At 72.9% G+C, this 23,090-nt stretch carries 23 protein-coding genes; 20 read left to right on the top strand and 3 right to left on the bottom strand.

Annotation, left to right across the window (positions count from 1 at the left end):
- Nucleotides 1-65 precede the first annotated feature (65 nt).
- The 7 genes from DEU32_RS08490 (at nt 66) to DEU32_RS08460 (ending at nt 7,376) form a co-directional block, all read left to right on the top strand.
- Complete coding sequence (locus DEU32_RS08490; protein ID WP_114850099.1) at nt 66-1,586, top strand: pyridoxal-dependent decarboxylase; 1,521 nt, start codon at nt 66-68, stop codon at nt 1,584-1,586.
- Nucleotides 1,583-3,001 (top strand): lysine N(6)-hydroxylase/L-ornithine N(5)-oxygenase family protein, encoded by a 1,419-nt coding sequence (locus DEU32_RS08485; RefSeq protein WP_114850098.1) that lies wholly within the window; start codon nt 1,583-1,585, stop codon nt 2,999-3,001. The genes DEU32_RS08490 and DEU32_RS08485 overlap by 4 nt, the downstream gene beginning before the upstream one ends.
- Nucleotides 2,998-5,319, top strand: coding sequence for a GNAT family N-acetyltransferase (locus tag DEU32_RS08480; protein WP_114850097.1), 2,322 nt, complete (start codon nt 2,998-3,000; stop codon nt 5,317-5,319). The genes DEU32_RS08485 and DEU32_RS08480 overlap by 4 nt, the downstream gene beginning before the upstream one ends.
- Before the next feature lie 82 nt (nt 5,320-5,401).
- Complete coding sequence (locus DEU32_RS08475) at nt 5,402-5,872, top strand: RidA family protein (protein WP_114850154.1); 471 nt, start codon at nt 5,402-5,404, stop codon at nt 5,870-5,872.
- A gap of 69 nt (nt 5,873-5,941) precedes the next feature.
- Entirely contained in the window at nt 5,942-6,388 is a 447-nt protein-coding gene (locus DEU32_RS08470; protein WP_058742007.1) for a CrcB family protein, read from the top strand.
- Nucleotides 6,385-6,774, top strand: coding sequence for a CrcB family protein (locus DEU32_RS08465; protein WP_058742008.1), 390 nt, complete (start codon nt 6,385-6,387; stop codon nt 6,772-6,774). The genes DEU32_RS08470 and DEU32_RS08465 overlap by 4 nt, the downstream gene beginning before the upstream one ends.
- Entirely contained in the window at nt 6,771-7,376 is a 606-nt protein-coding gene (locus DEU32_RS08460) for a histidine phosphatase family protein (RefSeq protein ID WP_058742009.1), read from the top strand. Before DEU32_RS08465 ends, DEU32_RS08460 begins: the two co-directional genes overlap by 4 nt.
- A gap of 154 nt (nt 7,377-7,530) precedes the next feature.
- Here the strand turns inward: DEU32_RS08460 and DEU32_RS08455 are convergent, their stop codons facing one another.
- On the bottom strand, nt 7,531-8,598 hold the full coding sequence (locus DEU32_RS08455; protein WP_114850095.1) for an FUSC family protein: 1,068 nt from the start codon (nt 8,596-8,598) through the stop codon (nt 7,531-7,533).
- Nucleotides 8,599-8,826: 228 nt separating this feature from the next.
- Here DEU32_RS08455 and leuC point away from each other — a divergent pair, with 228 nt between their 5' ends.
- From leuC to DEU32_RS08425, 6 genes are all read left to right on the top strand, one after another.
- Nucleotides 8,827-10,278, top strand: a complete 1,452-nt coding sequence (leuC, locus tag DEU32_RS08450; RefSeq protein ID WP_114850094.1) for a 3-isopropylmalate dehydratase large subunit — start codon at nt 8,827-8,829, stop codon at nt 10,276-10,278.
- On the top strand, nt 10,278-10,874 hold the full coding sequence (gene leuD, locus DEU32_RS08445; protein WP_114850093.1) for a 3-isopropylmalate dehydratase small subunit: 597 nt from the start codon (nt 10,278-10,280) through the stop codon (nt 10,872-10,874). The genes leuC and leuD overlap by 1 nt, the downstream gene beginning before the upstream one ends.
- The gene (murA, locus tag DEU32_RS08440) at nt 10,874-12,241 is read left to right on the top strand and encodes a UDP-N-acetylglucosamine 1-carboxyvinyltransferase (RefSeq protein WP_058742013.1); all 1,368 of its coding nucleotides are present in this window, start codon (nt 10,874-10,876) and stop codon (nt 12,239-12,241) included. The genes leuD and murA overlap by 1 nt, the downstream gene beginning before the upstream one ends.
- A gap of 4 nt (nt 12,242-12,245) precedes the next feature.
- A complete protein-coding gene (locus DEU32_RS08435) occupies nt 12,246-13,094 on the top strand; it encodes a 1-acyl-sn-glycerol-3-phosphate acyltransferase (protein ID WP_258554817.1) in 849 nt (282 codons plus the stop codon).
- Between the two features lie 91 nt (nt 13,095-13,185).
- Entirely contained in the window at nt 13,186-14,199 is a 1,014-nt protein-coding gene (locus DEU32_RS08430) for an NAD(P)H-dependent glycerol-3-phosphate dehydrogenase (protein ID WP_058742053.1), read from the top strand.
- A 32-nt stretch (nt 14,200-14,231) separates the two neighbouring features.
- A complete protein-coding gene (locus DEU32_RS08425) occupies nt 14,232-15,329 on the top strand; it encodes a D-alanine--D-alanine ligase family protein (RefSeq protein WP_114850152.1) in 1,098 nt (365 codons plus the stop codon).
- A gap of 112 nt (nt 15,330-15,441) precedes the next feature.
- On the opposite strand, the gene DEU32_RS08420 is transcribed toward DEU32_RS08425, so the two are convergent.
- Nucleotides 15,442-15,927: a DUF3515 family protein gene (locus DEU32_RS08420; RefSeq protein WP_058742014.1), complete on the bottom strand. Its 486-nt coding sequence runs from the start codon at nt 15,925-15,927 to the stop codon at nt 15,442-15,444.
- 24 nt (nt 15,928-15,951) lie between these two features.
- Between DEU32_RS08420 and thiL the strand changes: the two genes are divergently transcribed.
- The gene (thiL, locus tag DEU32_RS08415; RefSeq protein WP_114850092.1) at nt 15,952-16,947 is read left to right on the top strand and encodes a thiamine-phosphate kinase; all 996 of its coding nucleotides are present in this window, start codon (nt 15,952-15,954) and stop codon (nt 16,945-16,947) included.
- A gap of 40 nt (nt 16,948-16,987) precedes the next feature.
- Here thiL and DEU32_RS08410 read toward each other — a convergent pair whose 3' ends face one another.
- Nucleotides 16,988-17,551 (bottom strand): RsmD family RNA methyltransferase, encoded by a 564-nt coding sequence (locus DEU32_RS08410; RefSeq protein ID WP_114850091.1) that lies wholly within the window; start codon nt 17,549-17,551, stop codon nt 16,988-16,990.
- 168 nt (nt 17,552-17,719) lie between these two features.
- Between DEU32_RS08410 and DEU32_RS08405 the strand changes: the two genes are divergently transcribed.
- The 6 genes from DEU32_RS08405 to mutM all read left to right on the top strand — a co-directional run bounded on the left by DEU32_RS08405 (nt 17,720) and on the right by mutM (nt 23,079).
- Nucleotides 17,720-19,900 carry an ATP-dependent DNA helicase RecG gene (locus tag DEU32_RS08405; protein ID WP_395858325.1) on the top strand — a complete coding sequence of 727 codons (2,181 nt, stop codon included), beginning with the start codon at nt 17,720-17,722 and terminating at the stop codon, nt 19,898-19,900.
- A gap of 91 nt (nt 19,901-19,991) precedes the next feature.
- Nucleotides 19,992-20,495 (top strand): pantetheine-phosphate adenylyltransferase, encoded by a 504-nt coding sequence (gene coaD / locus DEU32_RS08400; protein ID WP_114850089.1) that lies wholly within the window; start codon nt 19,992-19,994, stop codon nt 20,493-20,495.
- Nucleotides 20,496-20,549: 54 nt separating this feature from the next.
- Nucleotides 20,550-21,113: a DUF177 domain-containing protein gene (locus tag DEU32_RS08395; protein ID WP_309473784.1), complete on the top strand. Its 564-nt coding sequence runs from the start codon at nt 20,550-20,552 to the stop codon at nt 21,111-21,113.
- A 44-nt stretch (nt 21,114-21,157) separates the two neighbouring features.
- On the top strand, nt 21,158-21,361 hold the full coding sequence (gene rpmF / locus DEU32_RS08390) for a 50S ribosomal protein L32 (RefSeq protein WP_056126067.1): 204 nt from the start codon (nt 21,158-21,160) through the stop codon (nt 21,359-21,361).
- Between the two features lie 13 nt (nt 21,362-21,374).
- Nucleotides 21,375-22,100, top strand: a complete 726-nt coding sequence (gene rnc, locus DEU32_RS08385; protein ID WP_114850087.1) for a ribonuclease III — start codon at nt 21,375-21,377, stop codon at nt 22,098-22,100.
- A 4-nt stretch (nt 22,101-22,104) separates the two neighbouring features.
- Complete coding sequence (gene mutM, locus DEU32_RS08380) at nt 22,105-23,079, top strand: bifunctional DNA-formamidopyrimidine glycosylase/DNA-(apurinic or apyrimidinic site) lyase (RefSeq protein ID WP_114850086.1); 975 nt, start codon at nt 22,105-22,107, stop codon at nt 23,077-23,079.
- Nucleotides 23,080-23,090 lie beyond the last annotated feature (11 nt).

The raw sequence follows: 23,090 nt of genomic DNA, 5'->3' as shown, positions 1-23,090 counted from the left end.
GAACGACCGTTCTTCCCCCGAACGCGGGTACCGGCGGGCCGCAGGTAAGGATAGCCTTTCCTAACGTGAACAGCTCCGAACCACAGCTCGAGATCCTCGACACCGCCCGGGCCGACCGCTACCGGGCCGTCGTCCACACCGCCGTCGACCGGACCGCGGACCGCTTCGCGACGGTCACCGCGCCGACCACCGACACCCCGGCCGCCGTGCTCCGGGACCGGGTCGCCGCGATCGACCTCGACCGTCCGCTCGGGACCGCCGAGGCCGCGGTCGCGGAGGTCGACACGCTCTTCTGCGCCGAGGCGGTCTGGTTCCACCACCCCGACTCCCTCGCGCACCTGAACTGTTCGGTCGCGGTGCCCGCCGTCGCCGCGGAGACGGTGCTCGCGGCCGTGAACCCCTCGGTCGACACCTGGGACCAGTCGCGCATCGGCACCGACATCGAACGGCGCCTGGTCCGCTGGGCCGCCGGGACGATCGGCTTCGCGGACGGGGACGGGATCTTCACCTCCGGCGGGACCCAGTCGAACCTGCACGCCCTGCTGCTCGCACGGCAGGCCGCCACGAGCCGGACGGGCCAGGCCGGGCGCCGTCCGGCGCTCGACGACCTGGTCGTGTTCGCCACCGCGTCGAGCCACTTCAGCGTCCGCAAGTCGGCGATGGTCCTCGGGCTCCCCGAGCACGCCGTCGTCGACGTCGCGGCCGACGCCGCCGGCCGGATGCGCCCCGACGCCCTGGCCCACGCCGTCGCGGACGCCCGCCGCGAGGGCCGCACGCCGATGGCCGTCGTCGCCACCGCCGGGACGACCGACCGCGGGTGCATCGACCCGCTCGAGCCGATCGCGGACGTGTGCGACCTCGAGGACGTCTGGCTGCACGTCGACGCCGCGTACGGGTGCGGACTACTCGTGTCCCCGACGCGCCGGCACCTGCTCGACGGGATCGAACGGGCGCGGAGCGTCACCGCGGACTTCCACAAGTCGTTCTTCCAGCCGGTGTCCTCGAGCGCGCTGCTCGTGCGGGACCCGGCCGACCTGGGCCGTGCGGCCTGGCACGCTGACTACCTGAACCCAGAGGACGCCGACGAACCGAACCAGGTCGACAAGTCGCTCCAGACGACCCGGCGCTTCGACGCGCTCAAGCTCTGGGCGACGCTGCGGGCGAGCGGTGCGACCGCGATCGGCCGGGCCTTCGACACCGTGCTCGACGTGACCGAGCAGGTGCACGAGCACGTGGGTGTGCACCCGGACCTGGTGCTCGTCGCGCCGACCCAGCTGAGCACGGTGCTGTTCCGCTGGCAGCCGGACGGAGTCGTCGACGCCGATGCGGACGTCCTCGTCGCACCCCTGCGCGCCGCACTGCTCGCCGAGGGGCGGGTGCTCGTCGCGAAGACCGTGGTCGACGGTCGGCCGTGCAACAAGCTCACGCTGCTCGACCCCGGGACGAGCGCCGAGCAGGTCGTCGCGGCGCTCGACCACGTGGTGGCCACCGCGGAGCGCCTGCACAGCGAGCGCCTGCACTGCGAGCGCACCGCGACGACGACGAGCCACACCCGTCCCACCGAGCCGACGGGAGCCAACCGATGACCCCGACCCCGACCCCGACCCCGACCCCGACCCCGACCACGACCACGACCACGGGCACCGTCCACGACCTCGTCGGCGTCGGCATCGGCCCCTTCAACCTCGGCCTCGCCTGCCTGACGGACCCGGTCACCGACCTCGACGCCGTGTTCCTCGACCAGGCCGACGGCTTCGCCTGGCACCACGGCATGATGCTCGACGACGCCACGATCCAGGTGCCGTTCCTCGCCGACCTCGTGACGATGGCCGACCCGACCTCGCCGTACTCGTTCCTCGCCTGGCTGAAGCAGACAGGACGGCTCTACCCGTTCTACATCCGCGAGGACTTCCACCCGCTGCGCAGCGAGTACGACGCCTACTGCCGGTGGGCCGCCGACCAGCTCGACACCCTCCGCTGGGGCCGTCGCGTCGTCGCCGTCGAGCACGACCCCGAGACCGACCTGTTCACGGTGCACGCCGAGACCCCGACCGGGCCCGAGACCTACCGTGCCCGCCACGTCGTCACGGGCATCGGCACCGAGCCGGCCGTCCCCGAGGCCCTCCGCGACCTGGACGGCCCCGTCGTGCACTCCGCCGGGTACCTGCCCGCCCGCGAGGACCTGCGCCGCGCCGACTCGATCGCCGTCGTCGGCAGCGGGCAGTCCGCCGCCGAGGTCTACCGCGACCTGCTCGAGGGCATCCGCGACGGCGGGTACCGCCTCGACTGGATCACCCGCTCGCCCCGGTTCTTCCCGATGGAGGACACCAAGCTCACCCTCGAGATGACGAGCCCGGAGTACACCGACCACTTCCACGCGCTGCCGCCCGACGTGCGCGACCGTCTCGGTCGCGAGCAGCGCGGGCTGTACAAGGGCATCAGCGCCGACCTCGTCGACACGATCTACGACACGCTCTACCGGATCAGCGCCCACGGACCCGTCCCCACGACGCTCCGCACGGACACGAGCGTGGTCGCGGCAGAGTGGCTGCCCGACCGCGACCGCTTCCGCCTGACGCTCCGGCACGCGCAGCTCGGCACCGAGGCGACGCACGAGGTCGCCCGGCTCGTCCTCGCGACCGGGTACCGCCCCCGCACGCCCCACTTCCTCGCCCCTGTCGAGCACCTCGTCGCCCGCGACGAGCGCGGCCGGTTCGCGGTCGCCCGCGACCTGCACGTCGACACCCTGGGCGGCCGCATCTGGGTGCAGAACGCCGAGGAGCACACGCACGGCCTGACCGCGCCCGACCTCGGGATGGGCGCGTGGCGGAACGCGTCGATCATCCGGTCCGTCACGGGGCGCGCCGTGTACGGCCTGGAGGATCGGATCGCCTTCCAGGAGTTCGGCCTGCCCGGCGGGCGGCCGGCTCCCGGAGCGTCGCCGGTGGCGGCGAGCGCCGCCACCACGCGCCTCCCGGAGGCCGCGGGGGTGCGCGCATGAGCGCCCGCACGGCCGAGCGCGACCTGGCGCGCGCAGCCACGAGCCTCCTGTCCGTCGAACCCGTGGACCCGGGACGGGACGCCGCCCTGCTGGGGTCCTGGCTGGCGGAGCCCGCGTCGTCCTGGTGGGGGATGGCGGACCGCGACGTGGACGCGGTCCGGACGTACCTGACGGCGGTGCGCGACGACCCGGCGCAGGCGGGGTGGCTGCTCCGCCGCGACGGCGCGCCGATCGCCTACGCCGAGACGTACGACCCGGCCGTCGTGCTGCTCACCGACGTGTGGGACGCCGAGCCGGGCGACGTCGGCATGCACCTGCTCGTCGCACCGCCGCCCGCCGAGGGACGGGTGCACGGCCTGACGAGCGCGGTGATGCGAGCGGTCGTCGAGCACTGCCGCGACGTGCTCGGCGCGCGCCGTGTCGTCGTCGAGCCGGACGTGCGGAACACGGCCGTGCAGCGGAAGAACGCCGAGGTCGGGTTCCGAGCGCTCCGTGTGGTGGACGTCGACGGCAAGCGGGCGCTCCTCTCGGTGCTCGACACCGCGCGCATCGGGGTGCCGGACGACGGCGGGCCGGCGGCGCACCTGCGGCCGGAGCACCTGGAGCCCGCGGAACGGCACCTCGTCGCGAAGGCGATCGCCGAGTTCACCCATGAGCGGTTGACCGCGCCGCGTGTGGACGGTGACGGGTGGGCGCTCGACGCGGGGGACTCGACCTACCGGTTCCGGGCGCGGGTGCACACGCTCGAGCACTGGGTGCTCGACGAGGACTCGCTGACCCGGACGCGTGACGGCGTCCCCGCGCCGCTCAGTGCGCAGGAGCTCGTGCTCGACCTGCGGGACGTGCTCGGGATCCCGGACTCGATGCTCGGCACCTACCTGGACGAGATCGCGTCGACGCTGGCGAGCGCGGCGGCGAAGCACCGGCGAGGTGGGCCGTCCGCGGCGCAGCTGGCGCGCGGGCGGACGGACGGCGACGTCGTCGCGTCGTTCCAGGACGCCGAGGCCGCGATGACCGAGGGGCACCCGGCCTTCGTCGCCGCGAACGGGCGGATCGGGTTCGGGCTCGACGAGTACCACGCCCACGCCCCGGAGGCGGGCGCCCGCTTCCGCTACCGGTGGCTCGCCGCACGGCGGGAGCACACGCACCTGGCGCTCGCCGCGGACTGCACCGAGCACGACCACTGGGCCGCCGAGCTCGACGCGGCGACCGTCGCAGGCTTCCAGGCGACGCTCGAGCGCCGTGGCCTCGACCCCGACGGGTACACCTGGTTCCCGGTGCACCCGTGGCAGTGGCAGCACCGGATCGCCGTGACCTTCGCGCCCGACCTCGGCCGGCAGGACCTCGTCGACCTCGGCGAGGGACCCGACGAGCACCAGCCGCAGCAGTCGATCCGCACGGCGTTCAACCGGAGCCGTCCCGCGCGCTCGTACGTCAAGACGGCGCTCGCCGTGCAGAATATGGGGTTCCTCCGCGGCATGTCCCCCGCGTACATGCGGACGACCCCCGCCGTGAACGACTGGGTCGCCGGACTCGTCGACGCCGACCCCGTGCTCGCCGACGCCGGCTTCGGCGTGCTCCGCGAGCACGCCGCCATCGGGTACACCGGGGACGCGCACCACCGCGTCGACGTGGCGTCACCACAGCGGAAGATGCTCGCCGCGCTCTGGCGGGAGAGCCCCGTGCCGCGGCTGGGACCGGGGGAGCGGCCGATCACCATGGCCGCCCTGCTGCACCGGGACGCGCGCGGTCGCTCGGTGGCCGCTGCCCTCGTCACACAGTCGGGCCTCGACGCCGCGGACTGGGTGCGCCGGTACCTCGACGCGTACCTCCGACCCGTCGTGCACTGCCTCACCGAGCACCAGCTGCTCTTCATGCCGCACGGCGAGAACCTCGTGCTCGTGCTGCGCGACGGCGTGGTCTCCCGGGTGTTCATGAAGGACATCGGGGAAGAGGTGGTGGTCGTCGGCGACGTCGCCGTCCCGGTCGGCACCGAGCGGATCGTGCACCCGGTCGACGACGCCGAGGCGGCCCTCGGCGTGTTCACCGACGTGTTCGACGGGGTGCTCCGGTACCTCGCCGCGATCCTCGACGAGGACGGGGTCCTGTCCGGTGCGACGTTCTGGCGGTTGGTCGGCGCGTGCGTGGACGACGCCGTCGTGGGCCGTGCGCGACCGCTCGACCTGCGTGCGCCGGACTTCGAGCACTCGTGCCTGAACCGGCTCCAGCTGCGGAACACCCTGCAGATGGTGGACCTGTCCGCGCAGACGGAGTCGCTCATCCGGGCGGGGCGGATGCCGAACCCGATCGGGCGCTGAGCGCGGGCGGCGCCGGGCCGCGCCGTGCTGCGCCGGGTCGTGCCGTCGCGCCGGCCCGGCGCGGCTCTGCCAGGCTGTGGCCATGACCGGTGTCGTCCAGCTCGTCCGATCCGACCGACTCAGTGACGTCGCCGAGTACGCGTACGCGGCGACCGCACCCGCCGACGCCCGCCTGGTGTTCGCGGCCGGGGCGTGCCCGCTCGACGAGCAGGGTCGGACCGTGGCGGTCGGGGACCACCGCGGCCAGGCCGCCCGGTGCATGGCCAACCTCGAGACGGCGCTCGCCGCGGCGGGAGCGGGACTCGGTGACCTGCTCCACACGCGGGTGCTCGTGGCGTCCTCGCGGCAGGAGGACCTCGTCGCCGCGTGGCAGGTGGTCCGGGCGGCGATGGGCGACCACGACGTGCCGAGCACCCTGATGGGTGTCACCGCCCTGGGCTACGACGACCAGCTCGTCGAGGTCGAGGGCGTCGCCGCGGTCCGGGACGGAAGCGGTATCGTCGGGATGTCGTCAGACCCGGCAGTGGGGCCTGCCGGACCCAACCGCGGCTGAGCCGCCAACGGTCCCTGTTCCGAGATGAGTGCACGTGTGCGATGCCGCGTGCTCGGTGACAGGAGACCCATGACGACCGCGACCGACCGCCCCCCGCACCGCCGCTGGCGGTACCTCGTGCTCGTCGCCCTCGGCGGCGCGATCGGCACCGGTGCCCGTGCGGCGCTCGCCGCGGCCCTGCCCGCGGTCGACGGCCTGAGCTGGACGATCCTCGCGATCAACGTCGTCGGGGCGCTCTGCCTGGGCGCGCTGCTCGAGTCGCTCGCGCACCGCGGCCCCGACGTCGGTGCGCGCCGCACCGTCCGCCTGTTCGTCGGCACGGGTGTCCTCGGCGGCTTCACGACGTACTCGACGCTCGCCGACGACACCGCGAAGCTCCTCGACGTCGGCCGGTGGGGCGCGGGCACCGGGTACGCGCTGCTGTCGGTCGCGCTCGGGGTGGTGGCCGCGGCCGCGGGTGCGTGGCTCGCCGGGGCCCGCCGCTCGCGCCGCGCCCGGACGGAGGACGCCCGGTGAGCCCCCTCGAACTCCTCGTCGTCTCGCTCGGCGGCGGCCTGGGCTCCGCGCTCCGCTTCGCACTCGACGGCACCGTGAAGGCGCGGGTGGCACGGGCCGCGCTGGGGTGGTTCCCGGTCGGCACGATGCTCATCAACGTCACCGGATCGCTCGTGCTCGGGGTCGTGACCGGGCTCGGCGAGGCGGGCACGCTCGGCCTGCCGCTGGTCGCGGTCCTCGGGACGGGCATGATGGGCGGGTACACGACGTTCTCGACGGCGAGTGTCGAGACCGTGCAGCTGTTCCGGTCCGGGAAGCCCGGGCCCGCCGTGCTCAACGGCCTCGGGATGCTCGTCGTCTCGGTCGGCGCGGCTGCGCTCGGCCTGTACCTCGGAAGGAACACATGACCTCGGAACGCCCCGGCGAACTCGTCCTCGTCCGCCACGGAGAGACGGAGTGGTCGAAGAGCGGTCAGCACACCGGCCGCACCGACATCCCGCTCACCGAGAACGGCATCGAGCAGGCGAAGCGCGCCGGACGCTACCTGGCGGACCGGACGTTCGCGCTCGCGCTGTCGAGCCCGCTCGAACGCGCCCGCGAGACCGCGCGGCTCGTCGGTGTCGACCCGGAGCTCGACGAGGACCTGTACGAGTGGGACTACGGCGCGTACGAGGGCTTGACCACCCCGCAGATCAAGGTCAAGCGGCACGGACCCTGGGACCTCTGGACCGACGGCGTCCCCGCGGGCGACACCCCGGGGGAGAACGCCGCCGAGGTCCGCGTCCGCGTCGAGCGCGTGCTGAACCGGGTGCGCCCGGTCCTCGCCGAGGGGGACGACGCGATCGTGGTCGCCCACGGGCACGTCCTGCGCGCCCTCGGTGCCGCCTGGATCCGCCTCGCGCCGCAGGACGGTGCCGTGCTGAAGCTCGGCACGGCCACGGTGAGCTCGCTCGGCTACGAGCACGGCCGCCCGGTGATCGACTCCTGGAACATCGCACCGCGCGACTGATCCCGGGGGCGGAACGTCCCATCGCACGTGCGATCGGAGGACGATCCGCGCGTGGACAGCCGGAACGAACGGCCTTCCATGCGCAGATCGTCCTCCTTCGCGCGGAACAGCCTCCGACGCGCGGATCGGCCGAGCAGACCACCCGCCCCGCGGCTCAGACCGTGCGGATCGCGCCCGTCGCGCCGAGCGCCCGGCCCCGCCGACGCTCGATCAGCCGCCCGACCACGAGGAGCGCCACGCTCACCACGGCGCCGAGCGTCGTCTGCGCGATCCGGTCGAGCGCGAGGAGCTCCGGCGCCTCGGGCAGGCTCAGCCACGACACCGCGAGCGCGAGCGGCGTGAGGAACAGCAGCGTCACGGCGTAGTGCCGCGCGACGAAGATCTCGGCGAAGAACTGCCCGACGACCGCGATCACGACGATCCACCACGCCGAGGGCTCCAGGAGCAGGATCCCGACGGCGACCACGGTCCCGCCGATCGTGCCGATGACGCGCTGGGACGCGCGCCGGACGGTGTGCCGCTGCCGGATCGCGGGCAGGGTCGACACCACGGCGACGACCGCCCAGTACGGGTGCCCGAGGGCCGGGACCGACTCCGCGACCGCCCCCGCGACGAGCGCCCCGACGACGTTCAGCCCGACGGTCTCCCACAGTGCCGGCGTCCGCAGGACCGCGAACGACCGGTGCTTGTGCGGCGCGATCGGACGGAACACGTGCGGTGCGCGCGGGTGCAGCACGAGCCGGATGACCGCCCCTGACATCGCCACGAGCCACGCCCACACGACCGAGCCGACGATGATCGTCGCGACGAGCGGCAGGTCCGCCGGGCGCACCGGGACGAGGGCCGACACGCAGAACGCGAACACCGGGAAGATCGGCTGGGCCGGGATCGTCTGCAGCGTGCTGAGGGTGCACACCGCGACGACGAGCACCACGACGAGCCCGGTGCCCTGCAACCACAGCGGCGCGCCGGACATCGACACCGCGATGCCCGCAGCCATGCACGCGGCCTGCAGCAGCCCGGCCACCCCGGTGGTCACCATCCGCTGTCGGTACGGCTCGGTCGCGCCGAAGATCGCGGTGAACCCGGCGAACATCGCGAACGCCGCGTACCCGGGCATCCCGAGCGCGATGAGCAGGGCGAGCGGGGCGCCGCCGGCGATCGCGGCGCGGGCTGCGCCCTCGAGGTTGGTGGTCCGGGTCGAGTGCGCAGGTGTCGTCATGTCCTCCCCATCATCCCACCGCGACAGGTGTCGTCCGGGACCGCGGGTGCTCGGCCCGCCCCGGCGCGCAACGCGACCCACCACCGGACGGGGAGGATCGTGGCGGCCCCGCCCCGTGCCTCCAGTCCGTCCCGCCCTGCGCACGCGCGTTGGTATACCAACCTGCTAGTCTTGCTGGACCGAGCCGCGCACGCGGCGCATCGACGTCAACGAGGAAGGGTCGAGCCGATGGGAAAGACGCTCGCCGAGAAGGTGTGGGACGACCACGTCGTGGTCACGGGCGAGGACGGCAAGCCGGACCTCCTCTACATCGACCTCCACCTCGTGCACGAGGTGACGAGCCCGCAGGCGTTCGACGGCCTGCGCCAGGCCGGACGCCCGGTGCGCCGCCTCGACCTCACGATCGCGACCGAGGACCACAACACCCCGACCCTCGCGATCGACCGGCCCATCGCGGACCCCACCAGCCGCACGCAGATCGAGACCCTGCGCCGCAACTGCGCGGAGTTCGGGGTGCGCCTGCACTCGCTGGGCGACAAGGAGCAGGGGATCGTCCACGTGGTCGGTCCGCAGCTCGGCCTGACCATGCCGGGCATCACGGTCGTGTGCGGCGACTCGCACACGAGCACCCACGGCGCGTTCGGCGCGATGGCGTTCGGCATCGGCACGTCCGAGGTCGAGCACGTCCTCGCCACGCAGACCCTGCCGCTGAAGCCCTTCAAGACGATGGCGATCACGGTCGAGGGCACGCTGCGCCCCGGCGTCACGGCGAAGGACATCATCCTCGCGGTCATCGCCCAGATCGGCACCGGCGGCGGGCAGGGCTACGTGCTCGAGTACCGCGGCTCCGCGATCCGGGCGCTCTCGATGGAGGGCCGCATGACGATCTGCAACATGTCGATCGAGGCCGGTGCCCGCGCCGGCATGGTCGCCCCCGACCAGACGACCTACGACTACGTGCAGGGCCGCGACCACGCGCCGACCGGCCAGGACTGGGACGACGCCGTCGCGTACTGGGACACGCTCGCGACCGACGACGACGCCGTGTTCGACGCCGAGGTGTTCATCGACGCCGACGCCCTCGAGCCGTTCGTCACCTGGGGCACGAACCCCGGCCAGGGCGTCTCCCTGTCCGAGTCGGTGCCGGACCCCGCGAGCTACAGCGACCCGAACGACCAGGCTGCAGCGCAGCGCGCGCTGGAGTACATGGACCTGCAGGCCGGAACGCCGATGAAGGACATCGCGGTCGACGCGGTGTTCATGGGCTCCTGCACGAACTCCCGCATCGAGGACCTCCGGGCCTTCGCGTCGATCATCAAGGGCCGGTCGAAGGCACCCGGTGTCCGCGTGATGGTCGTGCCGGGGTCCGCCCGGGTCCGGCTCGAGGCCGAGGCGGAGGGGCTCGACCAGGTCTTCACGGACTTCGGCGCCGAGTGGCGGTTCGCCGGCTGCTCGATGTGCCTCGGCATGAACCCCGACCAGCTCGCACCGGGGGAGCGCTGCGCGAGCACCTCGAACCGGAACTTCGAGGGCCGCCAGGGCAAGGGCGGGCGCACCCACCTGGTGTCGCCGCTCGTCGCGGCCGCGACCGCCGTCCGCGGCACGCTCTCCAGCCCGTGGGACCTCGCCACCGACGACGAACTGAACGACGTCGTGAACAGCACCGAAGGGGCCAACTGATGGACAAGATCACCACCGTCACGGGGATCGCCGCCCCGCTGCAGCGCTCGAACGTCGACACCGACCAGATCATCCCCGCGGTGTACCTCAAGCGCGTCACGAAGACCGGCTTCGAGGACGCCCTGTTCGCCGGGTGGCGCCAGGACCCCGAGTTCGTGCTCAACCAGCCCGTGTTCCAGGGCGCGCAGGTGCTCGTCGCCGGGCCGGACTTCGGCACCGGTTCCTCGCGCGAGCACGCCGTCTGGGCGCTCCGCGACTTCGGGTTCCGCGTCGTCGTCTCACCCCGTTTCGCGGACATCTTCAAAGGCAACGCGGGCAAGCAGGGCCTGGTCACCGCGATCGTGACCGAACCGGAAGTCGAGCGGCTCTGGGCCGAGATCGCGGCGAACCCGGGGATCGAGGCGACCGTCGACCTCGTCGCGCAGCGCGTGTCGCTCGGCGCGGTGGACGTGCCCTTCGAGATCGACGCTTACACTCGTTGGCGGTTGATGGAAGGGCTCGACGACATCGGGCTCACCCTCCGTGACGAGTCCTCGATCACGGAGTTCGAATCCCGCCGCTCCAGATGGCGGCCGAAGACATTGCCGGTGAAGTAGTGAACTCCCTCGTACAGGACGCAGCAGCAGCAGGGGCCCGCGTCGGCCTGAAGTCGGACGAGATCGTCATCCGGGGCGGCAAGCCGCTCGTGGGACGCATCGAGGTCCGCGGCGCGAAGAACCTCGCGACCAAGGCGATGGTGGCGTCCCTGCTCGGTGACACCCCGTCGATCCTCAAGGACGTACCGGACATCTCCGACGTCAAGGTCGTCCGCGGCCTGCTCGAGGTGCACGGTGTGCGCATCACGGATCCTGCACGAGGCGAGCTCATCCTCGACCCGTCGAACGTCGAGTCGGCGCACTTCGCCGAGATCGACGCGCACGCCGGGTCGAGCCGCATCCCGATCCTGTTCTGCGGCCCGCTGCTGCACAAGCTCGGCGAGGCGTTCATCCCCGACCTCGGCGGCTGCCGCATCGGCGACCGGCCGATCGACTTCCACCTCGACGCCCTCCGCGCGATGGGCGCCGTCGTCGACAAGCAGGTCAACGGCATCCACCTGACCGCACCGGACGGCCTCCGCGGCGCGAAGATCGAGCTGCCGTACCCGAGCGTCGGCGCGACCGAGCAGGTCCTGCTGTCGTCGGTCCTCGCCGAGGGCGTGACGGAGCTCCGCAACGCCGCGATCGAGCCCGAGATCATGGACCTCATCGCGATCCTGCAGAAGATGGGCGCGATCGTCACGGTCGAGCCGTCCCGCACGATCTTCATCGAGGGCGTCGAGTCGCTCCGCGGCTACACGCACCGCGCGATCAACGACCGCAACGAGGCCGCCAGCTGGGCCTCGGCCGCGCTCGCCACGAACGGCGACATCTTCGTCGAGGGCGCCGACCAGCAAGACCTCATGACGTTCCTCAACGTCTTCCGCAAGGTCGGCGGCGGGTTCGACGTCCAAGAGGACGGGATCCGCTTCTACCGCGAGCGCGAGGTCCTGCGCCCGGTCGTCGTCGAGACCGACGTGCACCCCGGCTTCATGACCGACTGGCAGCAGCCGCTCGTCGTGGCGCTGACCCAGGCCGAGGGCACGAGCATCGTGCACGAGACCGTCTACGAGAACCGCTTCGGCTTCACCGACGCCCTGAACGAGATGGGCGCCGACATCGTCGTCCACAAGGAGGGGCTGCCAGGCCACGACCGTCGCGTCGCCCGCCGCCCGTTCGAGCAGGCAGCCGTCATCACCGGTCCGACGCCGCTGCACGCCGCGAACGTCCGCGTCCCCGACCTGCGCGGCGGCTTCAGCCACCTCATCGCGGCGCTCACCGCCGAGGGCGAGTCGCACATCACCAACGTCGGCATCATCAGCCGGGGCTACGAGCACTTCATCCCGAAGCTGCGCAAGCTCGGCGCCGACTTCGACTTCGCGGGCTAGGCGCGTGGCTGCTGACGCGGCCGGTCGCGGCCCGGTAGACGGTGCCGGCGACGGCCTGGAGGCACGGCGCAGGTCCGCCACGGACGTCACGACGGGTCTGCCCACGCCCGGGCGCCGGTGGCGGCGCGGTGAGCTGAACACCGCGTTCCGCATCACCGCCTCCGTCGTGATCCCGGTCTTCCGGTTCTCGGCGCGGTACCACTGGCACGGGTCGAAGCGGCTGCCGGAGGGCGGCGCGTTCGTGCTCGCCCCGAACCACTTCACGAACATCGACCCGCTCGTGGTGGGCACGGCCGTGTGGCTGTCCCGGCGTGCCCCGCGGTTCCTCGCGAAGGCGTCCCTCTTCAAGGTCCCGGTCTTCGGCAAGCTCATGTCGGGGATGGGCCAGATCCCGGTCGAGCGCTCCGGACGCACGCGGCTGAGTGACCCGCTCGGCGGCGGCAGGTCGGTCATCGAGCAGGGCGGTGCGATCATCGTCTACCCCGAAGGGACGCTGACCCGCGACCCCGACCTGTGGCCGATGCGCGGCAAGACCGGCGCGGTGCGGATCGCGCTCGAGAACGACGTACCGCTCATCCCGATGGCCCACTGGGGTACGCAGGGGATCATGGCGCGGTACGGCAAGAAGCTGAAGCTGTTCCCGCCGACCCGCGTCGACGTGATCGTCGGCGACGAGGTCGACCTGTCGGCGTACCGCGGCCGACCGATCGACCAACAGATGCTGCTCGAGGCCACCGCGATCGTCATGCAGCGCATCACCGAGCTGCTCGAGGAACTGCGCGGCGAGACGGCTCCCGCCACCCGCTGGGACCCGTCCGCGAACAACCAGAAGGAGACCGGCAAGTTTGAGTGACCACGGCACGGGCCTCCGCCCGCACGAGGACCACCCGGACCCCGCGGTCGCCGCACCCGGCGCGGTCGACACCGCCGCCATCCGCGTGGTGATGCAGTCGACCGACAAGCCGCGCGTCGCCGTGATCGGTGCCGGCAGCTGGGGGACCACGTTCGCCAAGGTGCTCGCTGAGGGCGGTGCCGACACCGTCGTCTGGGCGCGCCGGCCCGAGGTCGCCCGCGAGATCACCGAGACGAAGCGCAACTCCGACTACCTGCCCGGCATCAACCTGCCCCGGACCCTGACGGCGTCGACCTCGCTGTCGGCCGTGCTCGACGGCGCCGAGCAGGTGTACGTCTCGGTCCCGTCGCAGTCCCTGCGCTCGAACCTGGCCGCGATCGCGCCGCTGCTGCCCGAGGGCGTCCCCGTCGTCAGCCTGATGAAGGGCGTCGAGAAGGCCACCGGGCTGCGGATGAGCGAGGTACTGCACGAGGGACTCGGCATCGACCGCGACCGGATCGCCGTCGCGAGCGGCCCGAACCTCGCGCTCGAGATCGCCCGTCGGCAGCCGACCGCGGCCGTCGTGTCGTCGACCTCGATCGACACCGCCACCGCGGTCGCCGCGGTCGCCACGAACCCGTACTTCCGGTCGTTCACGAACACCGACGTGATCGGGACCGAGTTCGGCGGCGTGCTGAAGAACCTGATCGCCGTGGCGATCGGCATCGTGGACGGCGTCGGCTACGGCGAGAACACGAAGGCGTCGATCATCACCCGCGGGCTCGCCGAGATGACCGACTTCGCGGTGTCCCTCGGGGCGCAGCCCTCCACGCTGTCCGGGCTCGCCGGGCTCGGGGACCTCATCGCCACGTGCCAGTCGCCGCTCTCGCGGAACAACACCGCCGGGCGACTGCTCGGGCAGGGGTACCGCTTCGACGAGGTCGTGCGGCAGATGGACCAGACCGCCGAGGGGCTGGCATCGGTCGCCCCGATCCTCGAACTCGCGGCGGCGAACGGCGTCGACATGCCCATCGTCGGGCAGGTGGCCGAGGTCCTCGCCGGTAGGCTCGACCCGCGCAACATCGCGCCGCACCTCACCGAGACCGACGAACCCCAGGGCGAGTGACCGGTCCGGTCCCGACCAGCAAGGGGACTGCCATGCCCACGATCGCTCCCGCGACCACGACCGTCGCCGTGCTCTTCGGCGGGCGGTCCAGTGAGCACGAGATCAGCTGCGTGACCGCCGGCGGGATCATGGACGTCGTCGACCGGTCGTCCTACGACGTCGTGCCGATCGGCATCACCGCCGAGGGTGCGTTCACGCTGCAGGCCGACGACCCCGCGCAGTGGGCGCTCCGGGACGGCGTGCTGCCGACGGTGCCCGACAACGGCACCCGCGTGGCGTTCCCGACGTCCCCCGCGACGAACGAGCTCGTCGTGTCGCACCCGGACGGCTCGGTCGAGACGATCGCCGTCGACGTGGTGTTCCCGATCCTGCACGGCCCCTTCGGCGAGGACGGCACGATCCAGGGCCTCCTCGAGATCGCCGGGCTGCCGTACGTCGGCGACGGCGTGCTCGCGAGCGCCCTGGCGATGGACAAGCACACCGCGAAGGTCGTGCTCGAGCACGCCGGGCTCCGCGTCGCGCCGTGGACCACGGTGCTCCGCCGCGAGTGGGCCGCCGACCCGGTGGACGTCGCCGAGACCGTCGCCGCGCACGGCTGGCCGCTGTTCGTGAAGCCCGCCCGCGCCGGTTCGAGCATGGGGGTCTCGCGGGTCGACGAGCCGTCGCAGCTCGGTGCCGCCATGGACCTGGCGTTCGAGCACGACTCGAAGGTCATCGTCGAGCCGCGGGTGGTCGGCCGCGAGGTCGAGGTCGCCGTGCTCGAGGGCCGCGACGGTGTGCCGCGCACGAGCCTGCCCGGCGAGATCGTCGTCGCCGAGGACGGCTTCTACGACTTCGCCTCGAAGTACCTCGGCGGGGACGAAGCGCTCCTCTGCCCGGCGCCGCTCACCGAGTCTGAGACCGACGAGATCCGGTCGATCGGTGCCCGTGCGTTCGAGGCGATCGGCGGCGCGGGACTCGCCCGCGTCGACTGCTTCCTGACCGACGACGGCTTCGTGGTGAACGAGGTCAACACCATGCCCGGGTTCACGCCGCTGTCGATGTACCCGCGGTGCTGGGCGGCGTCGGGCGTGTCGTACGGCGAACTCGTGACGGAGCTCATCGAGCTGGGGCGCGCCGCCGTCCGTTGACGCGCGACGGGTCGTGCGTCAGCCCGAGTCTCGCGTGCAGCGACGAGTCGCGGCGTGGCGCGACCGAGTCGTGTCGGTCAGCCCGAGACTCGGGGCGACTGGCGGCCGTGCGTCATCCCTGCACCTGGGACGGGTCGAGGCACTCGCGTCCGTCCTTCGGCAGCGTCGACACCGCGTCGGAGAGGTCCTGCACCACCTGTGAGGTGGTCAGCTTCGTGTCGATGACGACCTGCACCGCGGGCGTGCGGCCGAACGTGGTGAACACGATCTGCGCGCCCCGGTCGTCGCGGATCCAGTCGACCCCGCCCTGGCTGAAGCACGGCAGGTCGGACACGGTCGGCACCGCGACGCCGCAGTGGTAGATCGCCGCCTCGGGGTCGCCCCACGCGGCGGTCGACTGCGCGTTCGTGTTCCGCATCGCGTACTTCGTGTCGACGGTGCTCGGCAGCCGGACCTGCACGGCGGCGCACGCAGCCGCGTCGGCAGAGGGCGCCGGGGACATCGAGACGGCGTTTGTGCAGCCCGTCAGGCCGGCGGCGAGGGCCACGGCCACGCCCGCGATCGCGGTCCAGCGGAGGGGGCGGCGCACGGTGTCCATCGGGGTCCAGGCTACCGTTCTGGTGTGGACGCACCGAACGAGGCCTGGGCCGGACCGACCGTCGGCGAGGTCGGTGAGCTGGCCGTCCTGGACCGCATCGTCCGACGGCTCCCGCCCGGGTCACCCGAGGTCGGCCCCGGCGACGACTGCGCCGTGGTGTCGGCGCCGGACCGCCGGTTCGTCGTGACGACGGACATGATGGTGCACGGTCCGGACTTCCGGTGGGCGTGGTCCTCGCCGGCCGACGTCGGGTGGAAGGCCGCGGCGACGAACCTGTCCGACGTCGCGGCGATGGGCGCGGTCCCCACGGCGCTCGTGATCGCCCTCGCGGCGCCCCAGGACACCCCGGTGACGGTCCTCGAGTCCTTCGCGGACGGGGTCCGGCAGGCCGTCGACGCGCTGGCGCCCGCGTGCGGTGTCGTCGGCGGCGACCTCTCGACGTCGGCGACGTTCACGGTGTCCGTCTCGGCGTTCGGCGACCTCGACGGACACGCACCGGTCCTGCGCTCGGGAGCCCGTCCCGGCGACGTCCTCGCCGTGTCCGGCGAGCTCGGCCCCGCGGCGCGCGGGCTCGCCCGGCTCTTCCGTGACGGCGTCGACGCCGACGGCGAGCCGTCCCGCGCGGCGACGCTCGCGAGTGGTGCCGACACCGACCCGGACGTCGCGCGGCAGCGGCGCCCCGTCCCACCGATCGCCGACGGCCCCGCGGCCGCGGCTGCGGGGGCCACGGCGATGCTCGACCTGTCCGACGGCCTCGCGATCGACGCCGGTCGCCTCGCCCGCGCGAGCGGGGTCACGCTGGCGTTCGACGCCGAGGCCGTCCCCGAGGGCTCTGCGCTGCACGGCGGCGAGGACCACGGGCTCCTCGCGACCTTCCCCGCCGGGACGGACCTGCCCGGGGGCTTCCGGCGGATCGGCAGCGTGCTCGACCGCGGCGACCACGACCTGCTCCGCGCCGGCGTCCCGGTGCCGACCTCCGGCTGGGACCCCTACGCGGACTGGGACGGCGCCGCGGGCTGACACGCCCGCACCCGTCCAGCGAGCACCACCGGCCCCCGCGTCACACGCTCGGTGCGACGGCCTCCCACGCCACGGTCTCGCCGTAGCTCCGCTTGCTGAAGGGCTCCAGTCCCGCGGGCCACGTCGGCTCCGGGGAACGCTTGCTCCGCTCGACCACCACGACCGCACCAGGGGTCAGCCGCGGCACGAGCGCCTCGAGCACCTCGGCGATCTCGTGCTCCGTGACGTCGTACGGCGGGTCGATGAACACCAGGTCGAAGGTCCGCACCGTCGCCCGCAGGAACCCGAGTGCCGGCTGCGGGTGCACGTCGACGCGCACCCCGGGGACCCGCTGCTGCACGGCCCGTGCGTTCGCCCGGCACGCCTCGGCCGCCCCGGAGGCACGGTCCACCAGGACCACCTCGACCGCGCCGCGGGACGCCGCCTCGAGCCCGAGCGCGCCCGTGCCGGCGTACAGGTCGGCCACCGCCGCGTCGTCGACGAGCCCACGCGCCTCCAACGAGGAGAAAAGCGCCTCGCGCACCCGGTCGCTCGTCGGTCGCGTCCCGGACTTCGGCACGCGGAGCGTCGTGGAACCGGCGGCACCGGCGATGATCCGTGTCATGCAGCAACCGTAGCGGCCGCCGGGCGCCACCCCGGGTCCCTCCACAGGCTCGCGTGACCAGTCGCCTGCTCCACAGGCCGGACGGGAGGATCGGGGCACGTCGGCCGTGCCGGGTACCGTGGTCGCGTGGTCACCTCCGCGAGCCCCGCACCGGCGGTGGCGCCCGACCTGGGTCCGGCGCCGCTCGACGCCCGGCTGAGCGGCGTGCTCGGCGGCCGGACGGCGACGGCGATCGAGAAGGCGTTCGGGTACCGCACCGTGGGGGAGTTCCTCGAGCACGCCCCGCGGCGCTACGCCGAGCGCGGTGCCCTGACGGCGCTCGACTCCCTGGCGATCGGCGAGTCCGTGACGATCGTGGCCGAGGTCATCGACGTCCGCGAACGCACGATGCGCGCCCGCCGCGGGTCGATCCTCGAAGCGAAGATCGGCGACGGCAAGGGCCTCCTGACGCTGACGTTCTTCAACCAGGGCTGGCGGACGAAGGACCTCGTCCCCGGTGCCCGGGGCGTGTTCGCCGGCAAGGTGGGCGACTACCGCGGCGCCCGGCAGCTGGCGCACCCCGACTACGAGCTGTTCGACGCGGACGACCCCCGTGCGACCGCGGACCCGGAGAGCGACGAGGCCATCCGCTGGTCCCGCCAGCCCATCCCGATCTACCCGGCGACCGCCTCGCTGACGTCCTGGCAGATCGCGAAGGCCATCGGTGTGGTGCTCGACACCCTGCCCGACGTCGACGACCCGATCCCGGCACCGGTCCGGAACCGACTCGGCCTGGTGCCCTTCCGCCGGGCACTCGAGCTGCTCCACCGGCCGGAGAAGGTCGCGGACTTCAAGCGCGCCCAGGACGCCCTGCGCTACCGCGAGGCGTTCGTGCTGCAGACCGCGCTCGTCCAGCGGCGGATCGCGGCCAGGGCGACCGCGGCGACCCCGCGGCGTGCAGCTCCGGGCGGCATCCTCGAGCGCTTCGACGCGACGCTGCCGTTCACGCTCACCGACGACCAGCGTGCCGTCGGCGCCGAGATCGACCGCGACCTCGCCGGCGAGTGGCCGATGCACCGGCTCGTGCAAGGTGAGGTCGGTTCGGGCAAGACCCTCGTGGCGATCCGCGCGATGCTCACGGTCGCCGAGTCCGGCGGTCAGTCGGCGCTCATCGCCCCGACCGAGGTCCTGGCGGCGCAGCACCTGCGCTCCATCGTGAAGTTCCTCGGACCGGACCTGGCCGCCGAACTCCGTCCCGTCATCCTGACCGGCTCCCAGTCCACCGATGAACGCCGACGGGCCCTGCTCGCCGCCGCGTCCGGCAGCTCCCGCCTCGTCGTCGGCACGCACGCCCTCCTCGGCGACCGCGTGGACTTCGCCGAGCTCGGGCTCGTCGTCGTCGACGAACAGCACCGCTTCGGCGTCGAGCAGCGCGAAGCACTCCGCACGAAGGGCGCGACCCCGCCGCACGTGCTCGTCCTGACCGCCACGCCGATCCCACGAACGGTGGCGATGACGGTCTTCGGCGACCTCGACGTCTCCACGATCACGGGCCTGCCCTCAGGACGCGCGGGCGTCGAGACCTTCGCCGTCGGGCTCGCCGAGCACCCCGGGTGGGAAGCCCGGATCTGGACCCGGATGGCCGAGGAGCTCGCTGCGGGGCGCCAGGCGTTCGTGGTCTGCCCGGCGATCGACGACGCCCACCGCGAGGACGACGGCGACGCCGACCCGGACGGCGACGACGCGCCGAAGCGCGCGCCCGCCACGGTGCTCGCGACGGCCGAGCGGATGCGCGCGATGCCCGTGCTCCAGGGCCGCCGGATCGAGGTCCTGCACGGTCGGATGTCCGCCGACGAGAAGGACCGCGTGATGACCTCGTTCGCGGCCGGCGACGTCGACGTGCTCGTCGCGACCACCGTCATCGAGGTCGGGGTCGACGTCCCGAACGCCTCGATGATGGCCGTGCTCGACGCCGACCGGTTCGGGGTGTCCCAGCTCCACCAGCTCCGCGGGCGCATCGGCCGCGGGCAGTACCCGGGCGTGTGCCTGCTGGTCACCACCGCCGAGGCCGAGACGGTCTCCCGCGAGCGCGTCGACGCGGTGGCGGCCTCGGACGACGGCTTCGAACTCGCCCGGGTGGACCTCGAACTCCGCCGCGAAGGAGACGTGCTCGGCGAACGGCAGTCCGGCGGCCGGTCGTCGCTCAACCTGCTGCGCGTGGTCGAGCACGCCGACCTCATCGTCGACGCGCGCGAGGAAGCCGAGCGGGTCCTCGAGCCGGACCCGCAGCTGCAGGACCACCCGGCCCTGCGCGAGGCCCTCGCGCGCCGCCTGGACGAGTCCGACGCCGCCTTCCTCGGCAAGAACTGACAGCACGCGGTCGGAGGCGGCGGCACGCGGCCGGACGCGACCACACGCGCTCCGAGGCACCCGAGCACCCGGACTCGGTAGCGTTGCGGCCATGGCCCACATCGCCGTCGTCCCCGGCTCCTTCGACCCCGTGACCCTCGGGCACCTCGACGTCATCGGACGGGCCGCCCGGCTCTTCGACGAGGTGCACGTCCTCGTCGTGCACAACCCCGACAAGAAGCCCGCCATGTTCGAGGCCGCTGACCGGGTGCGGCTCATCGAGGCCTCGCTCGCCGAGGTCGGCGTGCCGGGGGACGTCCGGGTCGGCGAGTGGACGTCGGGCCTGCTGGTGGACTACTGCCGGCAGGTCGGTGCCGGGGTCCTCGTGAAGGGCGTCCGCTCGGGCGAGGACGTCGCCTACGAGACGCCGATGGCGATCATGAACCGGCACCTCGCGGACGTCGAGACGGTGTTCCTGCTGCCGGAGGCCTCGCGGGCGCACGTCTCGAGCTCCCTCATCCGCCAGGTCTCCACCCTGGGCGGCGACGTCACGCCGTACGTCCCCGCCGTCGTGGCCGAGGCGCTGGCACAGCGCACGGGCGCGACCGACGACTGACACGCCCTCCCGCCACCTCGACTCTCCGCCCGGTTCGCGCTAGGCTCGTCGATCGTGTCTTCCCCCGTGAACAGCCCCTACGCCCTGCGCGTGCGTGACCTCGCGCACCGTCCGGGCGAGATGCGCGAGCACTCGCTCGACGTCGAGGTGCCGGACGCGATGGGTGCGGGCGTCATCGCCGTCCGCACGGGGGCGCAGCTCCACCTGGACGTCCGACTCGAGGGCCTGCACGAGGGTGTCCTCGTCTCCGGTCACGCCTCGGCAGAGGCGACGGGGGAGTGCTCGCGCTGCCTCATCGACATCAGCGAACCCGTCGAGGTCGATTTCGCCGAGTTGTTCGCGTATGATGCCTCGGAGGATTTCGACTTCTTCGTTCGCGACGACCACGTGGACTGCGAACCGGTCGTTCGAGATGCGGTGGTGCTGTCGCTGCCGTTCCAGCCGGTCTGCCGACCGGACTGCCCAGGACTCGACCCGGAGACGGGTGAGCGTCTGGCCGACCTCGACGGGTACACCCCTCGCGAGGTCCTGGACCCGCGCTGGGCCGCACTGAGCGGCTTCCAGGGCGCCGACGACACACCGAACCTGAGCCCCGAGGACGACGGCCGCACGGCCTGACGCTCCTCGCACACCGACCACCGACCTACCGAAAGAGAACCACCATGGCCGTTCCCAAGCGCAAGCAGTCCCGTGCCAACACGCACGCCCGTCGTTCGCAGTGGAAGGCCGCGCCGGTCCAGCTCGTGAAGACGATCGAGAACGGTCAGGTCACCTACAGCCTCCCGCACCGCGCGAAGGTCGTCGAGGACTCGGCCGGCACGCCCCTGTACATGGAGTACAAGGGCCGCAAGGTCGCCGACGTCTGATCGGACACCACGCATGACTGCGACGTCCGGCACCACGGGGTCCCGCCCCGTGGGGTCGGACGTCGTTCGTCTGCAGGGCATCCTCGGCGTCGACCTCGACCCCGAGCTGCTCCAGCTCGCCCTGACCCACCGCTCGTACGCCTACGAGCACGGCGGAGTCGGGCACAACGAACGCCTCGAGTTCCTCGGGGACTCCATCCTCGGCCAGGCCGTGACCGTGAAGCTCTTCCGGTCCTTCCCCGACCTCGACGAGGGCGAGCTCGCCAAGCGGCGTGCGAGCCTCGTCTCGACGGTCGCCCTCGCCGAGATCGCCCGCATCATCGGGCTCGGCGCCTTCCTGCGCCTCGGCAAGGGCGAGGAGCAGACCGGCGGCCGTGACAAGGCGTCGATCCTGGCGGACACCGTCGAGGCCGTGATCGGCGCGACGTACCTGTCCGCGGGCCCCGACGACGCGACCGACCTCGTGCTCCGCCTGGTCGAACCGCTGCTCGTCGACCCGGACCGCTTCGGCGCCGCGATGGACCCGAAGACGAGCCTGCAGGAGCTCGCCGCCAGCCTGGCCCTCGGCAACCCGTCGTACCGGGTGACCGAGGAGGGCCCCGACCACGACAAGACGTTCCACGCGACCGTCGTGCTGCAGGGCGAGGACGTCTCCACGGGCTCCGGCTCGAGCAAGAAGACCGCCGAGATGGCCGCCGCGCTCGACGCGTGGACGCGGCTGTCCGGCCGGGCGGCCTGACCGCGTGCCCGAACTCCCCGAGGTCGAGGTCGTCCGCGCCGGCCTCGAACCCGCCGTCAGCGGCGCCCGGGTCCTGCACGTGGACGTCGTCGACGACCGGGCGCTGACCCGGCACGACGGCCCCGCCGAGGACTTCGCGGAGCGCCTGACCGGGCGGACCATCGCCGCGGCCGTCCGTCGCGGCAAGTTCATGTGGTTCCCGCTGGCGCCCGGGCCGGACGGCGACACGCACCCCGAGGCGCTCGTCACCCACCTCGGCATGTCCGGCCAGGTGCTCCTCGGCCGCGACCGCCCGGCGGCGAAGCACCGCCGCATCCTCATCGACGTGCAACCCGTCGGCACCGACCGCGACGGCGCCCCCGAGGCCCCGGTCCAGCTCGAGTTCGTCGACCAGCGGACCTTCGGGTCGATGGCGATCGACGCCATGGTCCCCACCGTGGACGGCGCCCCGGCTGGGTCCGCCGGGGCCGTCGACACCCGGGACCCCGACGCACCGTGGCGCCGCTCGATCCCGTACCAGGTGTCGCACATCGCGCGGGACCCGCTCGACCCCGCGTTCGACGACGACCGGTTCGTCGCCACGGCACGGAAGCGCTCGAGCGGCATCAAGCGGGTGCTCCTCGACCAGGGCGTCGTGAGCGGCATCGGGAACATCTACGCCGACGAGTCGCTGTGGGCTGCCCGCCTGCACTTCGACCGTCCGGCGGACCGGCTGCCCCGGGCCGACCTGCACCGGCTCCTCGCCGAGGTCCGGAGCGTCCTGGGCCGCGCGCTCGAGGACGGCGGCACGAGCTTCGACGCGCAGTACGTCAACGTGAACGGGCAGTCCGGGTACTTCTCGCAGCGCCTGGCGGTCTACGGGCAGCAGGGGAAGCCGTGTCCCCGGTGCGGCACGACGATCGTGCGCGAGGCGTTCATGAACCGGTCGAGCCACCGTTGCCCCGTGTGCCAGCCCGCCCCGCGCCCGCGCAGGCGTTAGCCTGACGCCCA

It is taken from the genome of Curtobacterium sp. AG1037, assembly GCF_003349855.1.
Classification (GTDB): Bacteria; Actinomycetota; Actinomycetes; order Actinomycetales; family Microbacteriaceae; genus Curtobacterium; species Curtobacterium citreum.
This window is presented reverse-complemented; position numbering and strand designations above follow the sequence as displayed.

Coding starts and splice junctions, on each gene's coding strand:
- DEU32_RS08425 (WP_114850152.1), top strand. CDS start 14,232: ATGCCCACGATCGCTCCCGCGACCACGACCGTCGCCGTGCTCTTCGGC.
- leuC (WP_114850094.1), top strand. CDS start 8,827: ATGGGAAAGACGCTCGCCGAGAAGGTGTGGGACGACCACGTCGTGGTC.
- rpmF (WP_056126067.1), top strand. CDS start 21,158: ATGGCCGTTCCCAAGCGCAAGCAGTCCCGTGCCAACACGCACGCCCGT.
- DEU32_RS08475 (WP_114850154.1), top strand. CDS start 5,402: ATGACCGGTGTCGTCCAGCTCGTCCGATCCGACCGACTCAGTGACGTC.
- DEU32_RS08410 (WP_114850091.1), bottom strand. CDS start 17,551: ATGACACGGATCATCGCCGGTGCCGCCGGTTCCACGACGCTCCGCGTG.
- DEU32_RS08460 (WP_058742009.1), top strand. CDS start 6,771: ATGACCTCGGAACGCCCCGGCGAACTCGTCCTCGTCCGCCACGGAGAG.
- rnc (WP_114850087.1), top strand. CDS start 21,375: ATGACTGCGACGTCCGGCACCACGGGGTCCCGCCCCGTGGGGTCGGAC.
- leuD (WP_114850093.1), top strand. CDS start 10,278: ATGGACAAGATCACCACCGTCACGGGGATCGCCGCCCCGCTGCAGCGC.
- DEU32_RS08480 (WP_114850097.1), top strand. CDS start 2,998: ATGAGCGCCCGCACGGCCGAGCGCGACCTGGCGCGCGCAGCCACGAGC.
- DEU32_RS08470 (WP_058742007.1), top strand. CDS start 5,942: ATGACGACCGCGACCGACCGCCCCCCGCACCGCCGCTGGCGGTACCTC.
- DEU32_RS08485 (WP_114850098.1), top strand. CDS start 1,583: ATGACCCCGACCCCGACCCCGACCCCGACCCCGACCCCGACCACGACC.
- coaD (WP_114850089.1), top strand. CDS start 19,992: ATGGCCCACATCGCCGTCGTCCCCGGCTCCTTCGACCCCGTGACCCTC.
- DEU32_RS08430 (WP_058742053.1), top strand. CDS start 13,186: ATGCAGTCGACCGACAAGCCGCGCGTCGCCGTGATCGGTGCCGGCAGC.
- DEU32_RS08455 (WP_114850095.1), bottom strand. CDS start 8,598: ATGACGACACCTGCGCACTCGACCCGGACCACCAACCTCGAGGGCGCA.
- DEU32_RS08420 (WP_058742014.1), bottom strand. CDS start 15,927: ATGGACACCGTGCGCCGCCCCCTCCGCTGGACCGCGATCGCGGGCGTG.